General features: G+C 64.3%; 4 protein-coding genes. All 4 read right to left on the bottom strand.

Annotated features, from left to right (window positions below; all coding sequences use genetic code 11):
- Positions 1-27: 27 nt before the first annotated feature.
- The 4 genes from LRR16_RS05800 to LRR16_RS05785 all read right to left on the bottom strand — a co-directional run bounded on the left by LRR16_RS05800 (position 28) and on the right by LRR16_RS05785 (position 16,884).
- A complete protein-coding gene (locus LRR16_RS05800) occupies positions 28-11,910 on the bottom strand; it encodes a filamentous hemagglutinin N-terminal domain-containing protein (RefSeq protein ID WP_232205132.1) in 11,883 nt (3,960 codons plus the stop codon).
- Positions 11,911-12,016: 106 nt separating this feature from the next.
- Positions 12,017-12,913 (bottom strand): peptidyl-prolyl cis-trans isomerase, encoded by an 897-nt coding sequence (locus tag LRR16_RS05795; protein WP_232205131.1) that lies wholly within the window; start codon positions 12,911-12,913, stop codon positions 12,017-12,019.
- A 34-nt stretch (positions 12,914-12,947) separates the two neighbouring features.
- A complete protein-coding gene (locus LRR16_RS05790; protein WP_232205130.1) occupies positions 12,948-14,735 on the bottom strand; it encodes a ShlB/FhaC/HecB family hemolysin secretion/activation protein in 1,788 nt (595 codons plus the stop codon).
- Between the two features lies 1 nt (position 14,736).
- Entirely contained in the window at positions 14,737-16,884 is a 2,148-nt protein-coding gene (locus tag LRR16_RS05785; protein WP_232205129.1) for a filamentous hemagglutinin N-terminal domain-containing protein, read from the bottom strand.
- Between the last annotated feature and the right edge of the window lie 365 nt (positions 16,885-17,249).

The following is a 17,249-nucleotide window of genomic DNA, read 5'->3' as shown; positions in this document are numbered from 1 at the left end:
CGAGAATTTCTATACAACGGCCTGTTTTCATTGCTTCCCTCCCTTGGGGATATTGGGGGTGCCGGTCGGCGGTAGCTTATTGTTGCGCAGCTGTGCCCCCGCCAAATCATCAAACGTAGTGCTTTCCATGCCAGGTACCTTGACGCCTGTCCTATTACTTCCGTACCAGCTTGACTTAGGTATGCCAGCTCGGTCAAGTGCGACGGACGTTCGCGTATTCAGAATCAACCTCGTGCCGTTCATATCGACAAAATCTATTGGTAGTTGGCTTGGTGAAATACGTCCATCCCGAATAGCCGCCGCCAAATCGTCCACCGTCGCTATGGGCCGCCCGGCAAGTTGGCTATACTTTGCGGCTCCCTCGACACTGAACATCTCGTTGGCGCGAATTGCCGATTGTGCGAAATTCGCCTCAGCGACCGTGCCGAGCGTGCCGCCCGACGACACTTCTACCGCGGCGGCGCCGGCACGAAAAGCACGTACAAGTAAACCTCCTGCGACAGTGAGCGCAACCTCCTGGAGAAATTCCCGATTCAGATCTCTGATAGTCGAGTTATTGACCATCGCGATCTGCCTGTCGTATTCGACGAGACTTGCTTGGGCACTGTCTCGGCATACATTCTGGCAGTCCGGGTTTGTAAGCAGCTGCTCAATCTCTGCCCGCTCTCCTCGGAGATTTAAACCGAGCAGTGTGCGCCGGTTCGGATCACCCAGCCTCTGTATGAAGTCCGCTGTCTGCGCATTGCTCTTCAGGCGGTACTCTACTGCGACGAGATATTCGCACATTGCGTCGCGAGCGCATCGGGCCATCTTTTGGCTTTTTTCCGAGATCAGCTTCGACGAAAGCGCGTTGTTGAGCACCTCGTTTTGTGCGGCATATGCGGCGGAGATGGCGTCCATCCCGAGTAGTTCGCCTGCAGCCCCACCGATTAGCGTAGTGAGTGCGACCGTGAGAGCGTTGTAGCCAACGTTCTCGTAGCGAGTACTTTGCGTACCGTCGGGGTTGTTGGCGACCGTCTGGCTGCCACCGTAGATTTCATCTCGAACCAGCGGCGCCACAATAGCACTTGACGCACCTCCCACCGCCCCGGCAGCGCATTCTCGGCCGTTCATCGCTGCGGCCACACAGCCTAGTAAACCGTGTGCAGTTACATAGCCAGCACTGCCCTGAGCCAAAATGGAAGTGGGATCAGTAGCGATGTTACCGATCGAGAACGCGCCGATTGCGGCCAGATCCTGGATCAAAGCGCCCTTCAACGCTTCGCCGAAGCTCCCGCCTTGAATCGCGGTTTGTACTCCAGACGAAATCGCCGCGTTGGCTACTACGGCAAGTGCCTGCCCAGGAAGGTTGCCGGCCACGGCCGTGCCGGCTTGGGGCACCAGGCTGTTGCCGATGGATTGAATCCCGGCGAGGTTGGACAGGCTTGGCGCTGTAATCCCCGGTACAGAAGCCCCGGTATTGAAGCCGATTCCGCTGGCCCCGTCGTAGGTGATTCCGTTGGTAAGGCCGGCGGTAATCGCCGACACCGCGCCCGCCGCCAGCGTCTTGCCGACATCCAGTCGACCTGTCCCAATCAGTTGGCTCGTTGCGCTTCCCGCCATGCCGGCGATTGCAGCCGAGATAGCGATATTGCCCAAGCCAGCAGAAGCGCCAGCAGTGGCCGCCATCATTGCACCGCCGGCCTGCGCGGCGGCCGTGGCAGCGCCTGTCGCGGTCGCCCCCATTGCCGTGGCGGTAGCGCCCGCCTGAGCCGCAGCGGTGGTGGCCCCGGTCGCGGCCCCCACAGCGCCGCTTGCGGCGCCGTAGGTGACAATGGTCACCACGATAGCGGCCGCGATCGCGATGATCTGCAACGCTCCGAAGGAACCACCCTTCTTCACAAACTCGGAGCGAAGATCGTCCTTCAACTCCACGTGGGTGAAGTCGCTTCCGAACTTGCGTTCCAGCTCCGCCAGTAGTTGTTGCGTGCCGGCCTGATTGACGGTCCCATCCTCATCCAGCTTCTGCAAAATGCCGCCGATGCTGTTGATGGTCTGCGCATTCAGATCCATGTTGGCGGCACTGATGAAGCCGCCCGGTTGGACCTGTGTGCCGGTAACCTTCAGATAGCCGCGTGGCACATTGCTCCAGATCTCGCCAATGTCCACCACATTGGCCTGATTGGTCAGCGATTGCGTGTTAACCGTCAGCTTTCCGCCAGCCGCGATGCTGCCGGTATTCAGGATGCTTCCATTCCCATCCTGATTGAAATTGAGCGTGACGTTATGCCCGCTGATATTTCCGCCCGCCGACATCGCTTGCATATCGGCCGGCAGATAGATCTGCGGCATCAGCGCGGTGATGGTCGGGCAGGTCGCGGTGCCGGTCGCCGTGCAACTGGGGTCGGGAACCGTCTGCTCCACGTACCAGAGCATCGGCTTGTCGAGCTCGTTGACCTGAGCCTGCGTCAGGGCCTCGCCGAGCTGGACGCCATTGGCCTGGGCGTATTCCAGTGCGTTTTGGTACAGGATCGCCTTTTCGACCTGAGCGACCGACAGGTTCTGCTTGCTGTCGGGCGCCAGGCCATCGATAAAGCTGGCTTTGCCGGTTTGCTTGAGGGCGGCCTGCTGCAGCAGCAGGTTCTCTTCCTCCGGGTTGTAGTAGAACAGCGTCGACCCCGGCTGCAGCGTCGCCGGCAGGTTGTCCAGCAGAATCTGTGGGCCGAAGCCGGCCGACAACGCGGGGCTTAGTTGACCATCGATATATGTCGCCCTGCCCGGCACGGGCGTCGGCAGGCTACCGTTGCCGACGGCGCGCGGCACGCCGAGGTTAAGCCCCGGCATGGTCAGCGGCGTGAGAGAGATCACCTGCGACGGCGCGTTGACGCGCGGCGTGTAGGTATTGGCCGTGGTGATGCCGTTGATCAGCTTGAGGCCGGTCAGCGACACCTCCGTGCCCAGCACGTTGCCGACGTTCTGGATCTGGCCGCCCGAGGTGATCGAGAGGTTCGGGGCCTGGATGGTCGCGGCGATATTGCCGACAGGCGTAGGCGGATTGATGGTGCCGCCGGTAGCGGTATACGCGCTGCCGTACAGTTGCGCGCATTGCTCCGCCGATCCGCAAGCCCACACATCGTGCCGCTTGTCGCTGCGGAACATGCCGGTCTTCTGGACCCAATGGGAGTGCCAGTAGGCATTCAGCGTCTGCGCGTTGTTGACCACCGGGCCGGCGACATTGATCACTGCATTCGCGCCGGCGGAGATCAGGCTGCCGACGTTGGTCAGCGATCCGGCGTTGATGTTCAGCTTGTTGCCGGCCGAGATAACCGAGGAGCTGCCGGCCTGGTAATCGACATAGGCTTCGCAGTAGCTCTCCTTGTAGCCACCCGCCGTCATGCAGCCGGCGTACTGCTCCTTCTTCCCATAGTTCTCGTGCACCGTGACCGGCGGCGGCAACGTATTGGTGATCGCGCCTTCGACATTGAGCTCGATATTGTTGCCGGCGACGATATTACCGGAGTTGTTGGTCAGGCTTTTTGCCGGCGTCGTCGATCCTGCCGTCGAGCCGACGCCGCCGATCACGATGTCGTTGCCGGCGATCAGGTTGCCGTAGGTGTTGCTGGTCTGGCCCGCAGCAATGATCAGGTCGTTGCCAGCGTAGATTGACGCATTCTGCTCGTGATAGCTGAAGGTCGTCGTGTTCGGATCGTTGCCACGCGGGCGACCGGCTGTACCGCAAGAGGTATCTGGCACGCCGGCTGCGCAGCCAACCTGCGTCGAGTAGTCCTGCCGCGTGCCGCCCTGGTTCGTCAGGCTCTGCGCATTGATGACGACGTTGTTGCCGGCGTACAGGATGCCTTCGTTGACCAGATTGCCGCCACTAATGGTCAGGTTGCTGCCGGCGGCGATCAGGCCGAGCGGCATCGAGGACGTGAGGGTGCCAGTCGACGTTGCCGCGGGGGCTTGCAAGTTGAAGTTGTACAGCGGAGGGGTACCGGAATAGGAATCAAATTCGCCCGAATAGGCGATACGACCCAACTCATTCAACGCGTTCAGGAAGGCGGTAAGTTGGCTCTGATCGACCGTTCTGATCGATTGATTGACCATCGTTGGCGCCACAGCGCCATTGGCGAGCGATTGGATGTTCAGCTGGACACCGCCAATCGCTGATATTTGTCCACCACGATTGGAAAGCTCGTTGGCGACCATGGAAATGGAGCCACCGGCGGAAATAACGCCCGACGTGCCTGGCTGTTGCGTCGTGGTCGTCTGATACACCTCGGGCAGCAAGACACTCGGCAACGCCGTGCTCAACGATGGCGCAACCTTCCAACCTTCTCCGTAGATTGTCGAATTGTTATCGTCGGTCGTCTCACCAATCGCGATCCGGGTCAATTCGAATGCCACCCTGTCCGCCGTGTTTGCGTTCGCACCCATAGGCGCGAGTAGGTCGCCTAGTGTCACCGTGTGGGTCGAATGAACGATCTCACTGCTTTCTTGATCACGGTAGTGGCCCACTGTAACGGTGCCGATCACATTCGAAAGCAACAGCTCCCGATCATCGACCCGCGTCGTCGTAGTCGTCTGCCCGGTCGGCGCGGTCTGATCGTTGATCACCCGATTCGCCTGGATCGAGATGTCGCGGCCAGCCGTGATCATCCCGCCGGTGTTCTGCAGATCGCCACCCAGATTGAAGCGAATGTCCCCTGCTGCCTGCGTAACGCCCAACTGGTTGTCATACCAGCCGCCGTTGACAGCGATCGTTCCTTGGGCCTCCAGCGTGCCCCGGTTCGTCCCCGAACCATTGAGCGTCAGATTGCTGTTCGAATGAATGACGGCGTCGACCGCATTGTTGATCGTGCCGTTGATGGTCAGATCGCCTGCACTGATCTGGCCGGTGTTGGTGAACATGCCTCCCGTGGCCAGCGTCATCGGCGCCGTACCGTCGATACGGCCGGCGTTCGTGAAGCCGTTGTAGCCGTTGGCATAAACACCTTGGCCGCCGGTGTTCCACGTTCCGGAGACATAGATGGAGCCGGCATTGATACGAAGCTGGCCGGCCTGGCTGATGGTTCCCTGCGACGGGTCGAACGCCATGTTGGCGGCCGAGATACCCAGATCGCGTTGCGCCAGGATATGGCCGTAGCCGTTGTAGAAGGAGCCATCGCCGCCGGTCAGGGTCAGCGACATGTCTCCCGCAGCGCCATTCGCCACGTTCGGATTGCCCGCGAACAGCAAGCCGCCGCCATTGTTCAGCGAAGCGGCCGTGATGTTCAGCGCGTTCAGACCCATCAGCGAGCCGCTGTTGGTCAAACCGCCGGTCACCGACACCTGCGTGGTATTTCCGTTCACCACGCCGGCGTTGGTAAGGCTGCCGCCCTGAATCGTGGTGGTACTGGTCGAGGCGAGCGAAGCGCTGGCGTGATTGACCACGTTCCCGCCGGAAACGGTGAGATTGCCGCCGGACAATACGTTGCCGGAGTTGGTGACCCCGTTTCCGCCATGGAGCGATGCCCCACCCACCACCAACACTTGCTGTCCCGTAACCGCCAGCTGATCAGTGGCGCGCGCGTCCAGCGAGCCGCCCACGATGGCATTGCCGACAACGACATGGTTGCCGCTCAGCGTGGTATTGCCGGCGGAGACGACCTGCATGCGGCCGGCATCCAACGTTTGCTGCGCGGCGACCTTGACGTTCTTCGAGCCATCAAGCGAGCCGGACAACACGACGTCGCGTCCAGCCAGATCCACCTGCCCCGCGACGGTGCTGCTGCCGCTCACCGCAAGCGTCTGGCCGGCCCGCACCGTGGCATCGCCATTGGCCGAGATACCTGCCACGCTGACGTTGCCGCCCGATCCCGTGACATTGACGGCTCCCATCGCGGAGAGGTTACCGGTGGTGACGTCGCGCGCGGCCTGGATCCGCAGATTCCCACCGGTCGCAACGGGCTCGGCGAACGTCGCGCTTCCGGTTGACGAGTTGACGGCAATATCCCCGACGACGGTCGTCTTGCCGAATGCCGCATCGCCGACGGCGGTTGCCGTCAGCTTGCCGGCCCCTTCGATATTGCCGAGCGCAATAGCGCCGCCCGAACGAATGCCGATATCTTCGGCAAAGCTGAGCGCGCCGCCGCCGACAACGTTGCCGCCCGCGTCAATGGTGCCGCTGCCCAGTCCGAACAGCGCGCCGGTCAGGGTCATGCCATTGCCGGACGACAGCGTCGTGTCGCCATTGACCAGCCCACCCGCGAGCGCGAGATTGGCGCCGGACCTGGCGTTCAGATTGCCCACGACCGTGGTGTCGCCGGTCACGGAGAGATTGCCGGTGCTTGCTGTCAGCGTGGCATCCGCATTCGCACTGAGCGGCCCACCAACCGTCAGGTTTCTGCCGGCAGTGGCCGTCACCGCGTCATAGCTCAGTACGCCGCCATTGAGCGCGGCATCGCGCGCTGCCGTGACGGTCGTGGCGCCGCCCGACACCGTGAGGCCGCCCACGGTAACGTCGCCGCCACCGCTGGTTCCGTTGGCTGTCAGGCGAATGGTGTCGCCTGCCTGCGCGTCGCCGAGCGACAGGCTGTTGCCTGCGGTCGCGGTCAGCGCGCCGTTGGTGGCGGTGGAACCGGTAACTGTCAGATCCCGGCCAGCGGTGAGTGTGGCCTGCGTACCGAACGCGGCCGCGGCGGTGGAAAGGTTGCCGCCCGCGCTGATCGTGCCCGCGCCCTGTCCCGCTATGCCGCCATCGAGAGCGATATCGCGAGCGGCCCCGATGTCGGTTGAACCAGCCGATGCCACCGCACCGGTAGCGCGCAGGTCGGAGCCGGCAGACAATGTCAGGTCGCCTTGGGTCGCTATGCCCGCCACGTCGACGCGTCCATCCTGCGCCGTGACGGTGAGGTCCCCGACTGTATTGATGTCCCCGGCCACGGCGACATTGCGCCCCGCATTCAGCGTTCCGGCGGCTCCGCTATTGATGGCACCCGCTGCGGAGATGTCGCGCGTAGCCTGCAGCGAAACATCGCCGATCGCGGTAATCGGTCCTGTCGCCGCAATGTCGCCTCCTCCGGCCGTGCCATTGGCATTGACGGTGAGCCCGCCGCTGACGGCCTGGACCGACCCCAAGCCGGCCGAGTTGCCGGCCGTCACGGTGACGCTCGCGCCTTGCAGACTACCGGTGAGCGCCGTGTCATGTCCGGCTTGCACGGTCACGGCGTTCGCAAAGGCCGCGGTCCCGTTGCCTCGCACATCGCGCGCTGCAACGAGTTCGCCATCGCGCTGTCCCGCGATCGCCCCGGTCAAGGCGATGTCGCGCCCTGCCTGGGCCGACAGCTTGTCGGCGGACGATACCTGTCCTGCGACTTTGATGTCCTGGCCAGCCGAAGCGGACAAGGCACCATTGGTCACCGCGCTGCCAGAGACGGTGACACTACCCGTGTCCGCCCGCAGAGCAAGGTCGTCGACCGACTGCACCGAGCCTGTCACAGCTACATCGCGGCCCGCATCGAGCTGGGTGGTCGCGCCCGCGGTGAGCGCGCCGCTTACGTTGACATCGCGGCGACCCGTCACGTTGACGGCGCCTGGCACGCCTACCGTGCCGGTCAGCGCGGCATCGCCCTCGCCAGCATTGCCGTTCGCGTTCAGTGTCAGCGTGGTAGACGAGACGACGTTGTTCAGCGAGGCGTTATTGCCGCCGATAGCCTGAACGCGATCGGCTTGCATATTGCCCGTCAGGGCGATGTTCCGGTCTGCTTCGATCGTCAGCGCCTGCGTCATCGATTGGGTGCCGCCACCCAGCACGTCGCGACCGGCGTGAATCGTGCCCTCGGCCGAGCCCACCAGGGTACCGTTCAGCGTGGCATCACGCCCGGCCGTCAGCGCGATGGCGCCCACTGCCGTGGTACTCGCACCGGTCGTCAGATCCTGTCCGGCGATCGCGTCGAGCGTGCCGCCGCTGTTCAAGCCGCCGGTGGCGTGCAGATTGCCCTGCCGCGCCAACACCGACAGGTTGCCCACCGACTCGACGGCGCCCGCCACGTCGACATGTCGCTGTGCATCCATGACGATGGCACCGCCCGCGGCGAGCTTGCCGCCCACGGCGATGTCCTGTGCCGCATCGATGCGTGCGGCACCGCTGGCCGCCGCCGTGCCGGCGATACGGACATCCCCCGCTCCGCCATTGCCCAACGATTCGATGTCGAGCGTCGATGCCGATTCGACATTGCGCACGCTGACGGCATTGCCGCCGAGGATTTGTACTGCCTGGCCCTGGATCAGGCCGTCCTGCGCCACGTCGCGTCCTGCGGCGACCGTCGTGCCATTACCGAACGCAATCGTGCCCGCGCCGGTGACATCGCGCCCGGCCATCACCGCGCCATCCGACTGGCCGTGCAGCACGCCGGAGACGACCACGTCTTGCCCGGCGGACAGCGTCGTTTGGCCGCCTGCGGTCGAATTTCCAGCGAGCCGAACATCCGTTCCGGCCCCGATATCGAGGCTTCCTTGGCTGGCAAGAGTGCCGTTGCTCGAAAGCGATCCACCAGTCGCGTTCAAGGTCATGCCGGTGACCGACTGCATGCCGCCATCGACAGTGAGATTGCCGGCCGCGGTTGCGCTGACCTCCTCGCCTCCAACGATGGCACCGGTCAGCTTCATGTCCCGGCCTGAAGCCAGCGTCAGCGTCGAACCCGCCTGTACGTCATGCAACGTGGTATTGCCGCCGGCCTCAGCCTGAACGGTTCCTCCGCGTAGCGAGCCGGTCAGATTCGTATCGCCGCCTGAGCTGACCTTCGCCGCGAGGCCGAAAGCCGTATCGCCGCCGCCGGCAATTGCGCCGCCAGCCTTGAGCGTGCCGTCACCCTGGCCGACGAGTTTTCCATCGAGCGATATATCGGCGCCAGCGTTCAGCGACGTATGACCCAGCGCCGTCGTGGACTTCGGTCCGAGCGCGATGTTCTGCGCCGAATCGATCGCCAGATCGCCGCCGGCCTGAATATCCCCGGTGCTGCGCAGCGAGCCTCCCCGAGATTGCAGCGAGACGTTGCCGTTCGACTGCAGGTTGCCGGCGATGACGGTATCCCGGCCCGCATCGGTGCTCAGTGCACCCGCGATCTTCAACGCGCCATCGACAACGATGTCGCGTGTCGCAGTCAATGTACCGGTGCCAGCGCCCTCCACGGTGCCGGCGATCGTGATGTCGCCGCCGTTGTCATTTCCATTGGCACGCACGGCCAAGCTGTCGTTCGCCTGAACGTTGGCGAGCGACACCGAGCGGCCGCCGGTGATGTCCACCGCCTTCGCCTGCAAGGTGCCCGCAATGTTGGCATCGCGCCCGGCGTCGATCGTCGCATTGCCGGCAATCGCGTTGGAGCCGCCGAGAATTACGTCGTTGCCCGCCGTGATATGGCCTGCGCCCTTCGCAGACGTATCTCCGGTCGTCCTGACGTCGTGACCGGCGTTCAGCGTCATATCGCCCACGACGTTGGTAGCGCCGCTCAGCGCGATGTCCCCCACGGCATTGGCCGTCAACTTGTCGCCGGCGGTCAGGTCGCCGCTCGCGGTGATATTGCCGGCCGCTGCGGACAATGCCAGCGACTTGATCGCTTCGACATTGCCACTGACGCCGATACTCCGGCCCGCCGCGATGGCGACATCGGCGCCGCCGGCGAGCGATCCGTCGATGGCGACATCGCGCTGCGCGCTCAATGTCGCGCCAGCAACCGACGCGACATTGCCGTTCAGCGCGATGTCACCTCCACCGTTAAGACCCTGCGCGACGACATCGAGAGCGCCGCCCGCCTGCACGTCCTTGACGCTGACGCCGTTGCCGGCACGGATCGCCAAATCATTGGACAGCAGCTTGCCGGTCAAAGCGACGTCGTTGCCGGCAGTCAGCGAACCGCTTTCGCCTAAGGCCACCGAACCGGCGCCGGAGATATCGCGGCCGGCCTCAAGCGCGCCGCGCTTCTGGGCGATCAGGACACCCGACACGTCGACCCCATTGCCAGCGCGCAGGTCGGCATCGGTGCCCGCGAGCATCGAGCCCTGGATGCCGATGTTCCCGCCGGCGTTCACGGATGTGGCGGTCCCGCTGGCGAGCGACCCGGAGACGGTGGTATCGCCCGCCGCGCTCAGCGTTGCCTGCTTGCCGGCCGTGACTTGGCCGGAAACCGCCAGGTTCTGCCCTGCCGCTATGCCGAGGTTGCCGTCGGTGCTGACCTTGCCGTCTACCGTGACATTGCGCCCTGCTGCAAGGGTGGTACCACCTTTGCCAAGCACCGTGCCGCCGGCGGCGATATTGACGTCGCGGCCTGCGTTGGCAGCGACGGACTCCCCGCCGAGCTGCGCCGCAACGGTGACATCCCCGGCGGCGTCGAGCGTCACGGCGCCGGTCGCCGTGGTCTCGTCCGAAAGGTGAAGGTCGCCGGCGGCCGCCTTCATCGATAGCGCGCCACCGCCCTGCAGCTTCCCGGTTTGAAGACTGCCGCCCGCCGCGAGCTTCATGTCGCCGCCTGCCTGGGCGTCGGCAATCCGGGCATTGCGGCCGGCGTCGACCGTCAAGGTCTTGCCCGCTTGCAGCGTGCCGCTCGACGTCACGTCGCCGTCGGCACTGATCGCATAGCCTTCCACGCCGAGCTGCGTGCCGCTCAGCGCGACGTTTCCGCTGGACTTGAGCGTCGCCTGCCGTTGCGCTGCCGTAGCGGCCAACGTCAGATCGCCATTAGCAGAAATATCGAGATCGCTCGCATTGGCCGCCAGTTGGCCATCCATGCGCACGCCCATGCCGGCAGCGGTGCCGACCACCTGGATCTGGCCGGCCGTGATCGCGCCAAATGCCGTCGCGTCCACCGCATAACCGCGGTTGGCCCCGCCGTTCGCCGCGACGATGGCAGCCGCGGTATTCGCAGCGCCATTGGCCGAGGTCGCATAGGTCGTGCCGGTATCGCCGTTGCTTGCCGTGGCGACCTGCTGCCGGCCGGCCACGATGTTGATGCGATTACCCGCGTACAGCGGTGCATTGACCCCGACGGTCTCGCCGATCAGATCGATCGCCCCGACCGTACCTTCGATCCCGGCACCGGGGCCATTGACGCCGCTATTGCCTTCGATCTGAACATGGCCGCCTCGAACGTCGTACGCCAGCGCGCGGGCGTTTGCAAAGTCGGTCAGCCCACCGCCGGGCGCCGACAGGAACTGTGGCCGGCCGGTGGAGAGCGTCACGCCGAACGTATTGGTGAAGCCAACGCCCTGCGTCGCGATGCCGTTGGGGTTGGCAATGATGACGTTCGCCGGGGCGCCAAAGACCTCCAGCGGGCCACGGAGATAGGTAGCATAGCCCGCGCCCGTCGAGGTCACCTCGTTCAGGATCGTGCTTGCCGTACGGTTGCCCAGGTTCGGGTTGGCGTCGACTTGGCCCCCGGTGAGCGACGTGCCGCCCATCAGGCTGTTGTTCAGGATCAGGCCGACAGGGTCGACGTTGAACTGCTGGTATTGGTTGACCGAAATGCCCGCGGCATTCGGGGCCGCGATGTTGACGACCGGCACGCCGCCGCCCGCGCCGGTGGTCTGCGTGATGGTGGGGCGGAAGACAATCGGCGCGTTCGGGTCGACGATCGGCGTGGCATGCGCGGCCTGCAGTCCAAAGCGGACCTGGAGCGCGGTGAGCGCGCGCAGCCCCTCCCACATCTCGTCGGTCAAGGCGCGCTGGCCAGCATTCAGCGCACCAGCGGCGCGGCGATCCTGTTGCAGCGAAATCGAGAACGGTGTCAGCCATGTCAGCACGGCGACGCTACCGGCGAGAACGCGCTGCCACAAACGATGGCCGGTGGCAGGCGTCTCGCTGCTACGCTCGTGCAATGCCACGCCGTCGCGTGCGACGTCGCGCGCCACCGCTCCCTGTTCCAGTTGACCGAAGACGACCCGATTACGCTTGTTCATCGCTATGTCTGCGCTTCTTCTTGTTTGCCTTGCCTACGGCCGGACTCTTCGCCAGCCGCCGCCCTGTCCCGACACAGGACGGTGCACTTGAAACGGTGTTGCCTGACTACTGCTGAATGCGGGCGCTCTTCATCAGCTCGACCACAACCTGCTCGGTCGCCTTCTGCAGCGCCAGTTGTTCCAGCTGAGCACGCAGCGGCCCCTTGATCTGGTCATACGGAGGAATCTGCGTGGGGCGCTTGGCGTCGACGCGCAGGATCCAGAAGCTGTCGCCCAGTTGCACGGGCGACGGCGACACCCCGCCCTCCGGCAGTTGGGTCAGCGCTTGCGCGAGCGGCATCGGCCAATTCTGCGTATTGCCTTCCTGCAGCGGCAGCTTGAACGACACCCAGTTGAGCGCCCCGCCCTGCGCGGCCGAGGGCCCCTGGCCGTACTGGCGCGCCAGTTGCGCGAAATCAGTCCCCTTTCGCAGCTGCTCGAGCACGGTCTGCGCCGTCGCCGCGTCCTTCACCACGATGGCACTGGGCTTGAGCTCGAACTCGCCGAGCGTCGCGACGATCGTGTCGAACTTCGCGCGCACGTCGTTCTCGCTGACAGGCTGCGGCTTGACCGCATCGCGCAGGTATTCGTGCATCATGGCCGTGGTCTTGGCTTGCTCCATCGCGGCCTTCACGCCGGGCCGGACGTCGTAGTTCCGCTTCTCGGCGGCCTGGCGGAACAGCTCCCGAGCGATCAGTTGGTTCTTGACCGATTCACGCAGCGTAGGCGTCTCCGGCGCATTGAGCGCCTTGATGGCTTGCTGCAGCTGTTCCTCGGGAATGGGAACACCGTTGACGCGGGCGGCCACCCCAGCGGACAGAGGACCTTCCGCCGCAGTCTTCCCGGCGGCCCGGGTGTCGGGGGCCGATTTATTTGCGGCGTGAGCCATTGGCGTGGCGGCAGCAAGCACGGCGATGGTCAGGCTTGCGAGGGACGATTTCAGCGGATCCTTGAAGTTCTTCATGACGCGATTCCTTTGATTCCTTGATGTCTTCGACCTAGATCGACCAATTGAATGTGGCCAGCAATACGGTTGCCTTTTCGCCCAGCAAGGCGGGCTGAATCAGGGCGCGGCCGAGCAGCACTTCTGCCGACAGCATCTGTTGGCGGACCTTCCACTGAGCCCGAACGCCCAGGCCCGCACCCATCAGCGTGGGCCAACCGCCCTGGGCCACCAGATGTGCCTTGCCGCCGTCGAGGAAAACGTACGGCTCGATGCGAGCGTCCTGCCAGGCCGGCGCGTTCTGCCACGCCAGTTCGTTACGCACGTAGAAGCCGCTGTCTCCGGCGATCCCTCCTTCGTTGAAGCCGCGTACTGAACTCATGCCGCCGAGGAAGATCTGCTGCGTACCGAATAGCGCAACGTCGCTGTACTGCATGCGCGTCAGTCCTCGATAGCCGAGCGACGCGCCGGCGATCGAGCCCAGCGTCGCCTGGAGCGTCGCCGTCGCGTCGAGCTTGGTGAACTGGTTGTGCGCTTCGTCGCGGCCGATGCCGCCTGCATCCTCGACAGCGGACAGCCAGCGCAGGCCACGCGACACCCCGATGTCATAGGTAGACGTCACAGGCTGTCCCATCGCCGCGAAGCGCACCAGCCCATTGAGGCCCGCACGTACCACGGTCAACCGCTGCGGAGACAGGTCGATGCCATTGACGCTGCGTTCGGATCGCGTCTTCGTCAGCGTCAGGTCGAAGCTGGTACGGCCGGTACGCGAGCGTGTCAGCACCGAGTTCCAACCAAAGATCTGGCTGAAGCTTCGCCCCTGGAGCAAGGCGATATCGCCGATGGTCTGCTGGTACTCGGAGACCGACGTGGTGTAACTGAAGGTCTGATAACCGATCGGCACCGCGCTGGACATCACCAGCGCATTGCTGTCGCGCGTCCCGATGAAATTCATGCCGATCGATTCCTGCAGGCCGATGAGGTTGCCGGCCTCCGCGCCAAACCGGTAGCGCTGCTTACCGGTCTGCGTTCCGCCGTAGTTGTCGATGCCGATGTCGTAGTAAATCCGATCGCCATAGCGATTGGTGACGGCCACCACCGACTCACCGGGCGACTGGCCGGGCAGGATTTGCAGCGCGGCCTGATTGCGCCGCAGGCGGTTGATCTGGTCGACGCCCTGTTCGACGTCGGGAAGGCGCAGCACGTCTCCCGGGCTGGCCGGGAATGCCCATGCGGTGCCGGCATCCGTCACCAGTCCGCCGCCAACGGTATCGAACAAGCGGGCGCCTTCTGGAACCGGACGCAACGGCGTGCCATTGAGCGTATATCCGGCGATCCTGCCGGCAATGACATTCACCGTCAGCACGCCGGAAGCCAGATTCTGCGGCCCGAGGTAGGCCCGCGTGGTAATCAATCCTTCGGCGATGAACGCTTCGGACAGACGCCGGAGCAGCAAGTTGACGCGATTGCGGCCCAGGCGTTTGCCGAGGAACGGTGCCGCGATAGCGTCCATGCGGTCTGCCGGCAGGACCTGGTCACCGGTGAAGCGGATCTCGCGGATGGCGAAGGTCGGCTCCGCATCGGGCAGCGCTTCGATATCGGTGCCAGGCGGCAGGTCCGGTGCAGGCGGCAATGCGGGCGCGGCAATCTGCGCAGGCGGCTGCTCGGCTTCCTGCTGACGCTCACGCGCCTTCTGATCCTGCAGCAGGCGCTGCGCAGGGTCTTGTTCGGCCCGTATGGGAGGCAACCCAACCGGCGGCAATGGCGGCACGCCTTGCGCAATGGCGAGCGGGGAGCCGAGCAGCGCCATGCCGGCGCAAAGCAGGCGACGAAGCGGCTTCATCTCACAACCCGATCCAGGATACGAGGCCGAGATGGTTCTGCAGTGTCACCGGCGTACGGTACGGCAGGCGCAGCGTCACCATGCCACCGCTCGCGCCGACACCGTCCGGCGCTATGAAGGCGCCTCCGTCGATCTCGCCGACGCCGTCGATCCAAACCTTGCCCGTTCCGGCGCGGAACAGGCCACCGCTGTCCGCGCGATAGATGGTGGCCCAGCGATTGCCGAACCATGCCTTCATGTCGTTCTCGCGGGTAAAGGCCGTATAGCCGGCCACGCCCTGCGCCACCACGCGCGGAGCAGCGAGATGCAGGGCTCCGACGGCGAGCACGGTGCCGCCCACGTTGTCGATTCGTGTGCCGGCCGACAACTCGATGTCCTTGCCGGCCTGGATTGTTCCGCCGTAGGCCTGAACGGTGCTGGACGCTCGAGACCGGCAGAAGAACACGCAGCTGCGGTGAAGCGACGCCTGCCCTGTGAATACGGCTTCGGTACGAAGGCTATCGGTGGCTGCGATCTGTACCGCACCATCGTTCGAGAGAATGGAGCCGCCCCGATTCAGCACATTGCGCGCGGAAATCCGAACGTCGCCGCCATCGGCGGTCACGTAGGCCAGGCGCTCGGGGTCCGCCAGCGAGCCGTAGTCGACAGTCATGCCGCTCTCACGGCGGGAGAACACCAGCCAGCGCGGGCTGCGGTGCGAGTACGTCAGTTCCTGACCGTTCGCCGCGCCTTCGATATGGTCGACGACGTTCGAGAAATCCCCGCCTGCCGCGATGGAGACCATCGCGTTCGACAGAATGCGGGCATTGCGGTTGGTAATGTCGCGCCCGGCCGATATCGATACATCGTCAGCTTGACCGAAGAGGATGCCCAACTGACTGCCTTGTGTGGTCCGGTTGATCACGCTGCCGCCGGCGATCAAGGTCACCGCCCCAGCGGATTTGCCATTGCCGTCGATGCGTTTATTCCCCTGAACCAGATTGTTCAGATTGACGATATCGCCCGCGCTCTTGATCAACACACCACTGCTGGCCGACGCCAGCGTGGTGGAATCGGCGCCACGGTTCTGCAGGGTCACCGAAGCGGCGTCAAGCACCGCCGCGCCGTTGGCCAGCGCGCTGCTGTCCGATATCGCCAGATCGCCGGTGGCTGCAATGGAGAGGCCCGCACCATTGGCACGGAGGTTCGCATGGTCGAATTCGACGGCATCCTTCGCATTGACGCTGATGCCGTTGGCGGCCGTCAGGCTGCTATTTGCAATCTGCACGTTGCCGTTTGAGGTCAGCACGAAGTCGCCGTACGTCGCATTCAGCGCGCCGGCGCTGCGTACTCCGGGACCCTTATCCGTGACGATCAACTCGATGCGGCCGCTCGACAGGCTGCCAGCCGCCGTGATGTCGATCGCGTACTGGCTGGCAGTGCGAGGTTCGTCGGGCGGCGACAGTTGCAGCCACTCGTGACTGTTATCCGTCGGCGAGAGGCCGGTATCGATCATGGCCTTGCTCGCCCCCGCGGTCAGACGGGTCACCGCCGTGTGCGACGAGAAGGTGTTGGTTACCGGTCCCTGCACGCTGATGTTTCTGGCAAGCAGGTCCAGCGCAATCAACGCGCCGCTGAGCCCCTGCGGGCCCACGACGATACTGCCGCCCGAAGTGTCGAGGTTGACGTTGCGCTGCAGAACGCCTGGGGCAATCTGCACATCAGTAAAGCTGACCTGCCCCGTCGACAGCGCGAGATGACCCACATTGACGAACGAGCCGCCGTTGACGGTGATGCCGTTCGGGTTGGCCAATACCACGTTCGCGCGCGGGCCGGCGACCGCCACCTCGCCCATGATCAAGCTGGGGTTCGTGCTGGTGACCTGGTTGACGATCGTGCGCGCGTTGATGCCGACGTTGTTCAGCGTGGCACCGGCACTACCCACATCGAAGCGCGAATAGGTATTCTGCGAGACCCCGGCTATCGCCGGCGCGATATTGACCGTCTCCCTGCCATTCGGCCCTACTGCGACGCTGGTGGCCGTGCCACCGTCCGGGACAATGCCTGCGGCAATGGCTGACGAACTCGCGCCAGCGCTCCATACGCAGACAGCACAAAAGACAGCGGTCAGCACAGCCAGGCTGCCGCAGCGGGTATTGATATTGACCATGTCAGGCGCGCTGCCCGATGCCGCGGGGCGCGCTCCTCTCGTTATTCTTGGCGTTCGCCTTGGAACAAACTTTCGCCGGATTGGCGACCTCTTGTCGGCGTTTACGACCTGGGAGAGGATGGTCTGAACCCCACTGAAGTTGGGAGAACAACTGAGGGATTGGTGGTACTGGCCGGCCCAGGGCCACTATCGAATGACGGCCATCACTAGCGCAGGTTGCGGCACTGGCGGGACCGCGTTTGCCAATTCGGGCCGATTGAGTCAAATTGAGCGCATCTGCGCCGCCTGAAAAATCCGGATCCCCAGACTGCGTAGGTCATCCTCCCACCCGCATACCAGCTTAATTTGACTTAGTGCCGTAGTTT

Source organism: Cupriavidus sp. UGS-1, assembly GCF_021213615.1.
Lineage (GTDB): Bacteria > Pseudomonadota > Gammaproteobacteria > Burkholderiales > Burkholderiaceae > Cupriavidus.
This window is presented reverse-complemented; position numbering and strand designations above follow the sequence as displayed.

Excerpts from the sequence above, each read along its gene's own strand:
- LRR16_RS05790 (WP_232205130.1), bottom strand. The coding sequence starts at position 14,735 with ATGAAGCCGCTTCGTCGCCTGCTTTGCGCCGGCATGGCGCTGCTCGGC.
- LRR16_RS05795 (WP_232205131.1), bottom strand. The coding sequence starts at position 12,913 with ATGAAGAACTTCAAGGATCCGCTGAAATCGTCCCTCGCAAGCCTGACC.
- LRR16_RS05800 (WP_232205132.1), bottom strand. The coding sequence starts at position 11,910 with ATGAACAAGCGTAATCGGGTCGTCTTCGGTCAACTGGAACAGGGAGCG.
- LRR16_RS05785 (WP_232205129.1), bottom strand. The coding sequence starts at position 16,884 with ATGGTCAATATCAATACCCGCTGCGGCAGCCTGGCTGTGCTGACCGCT.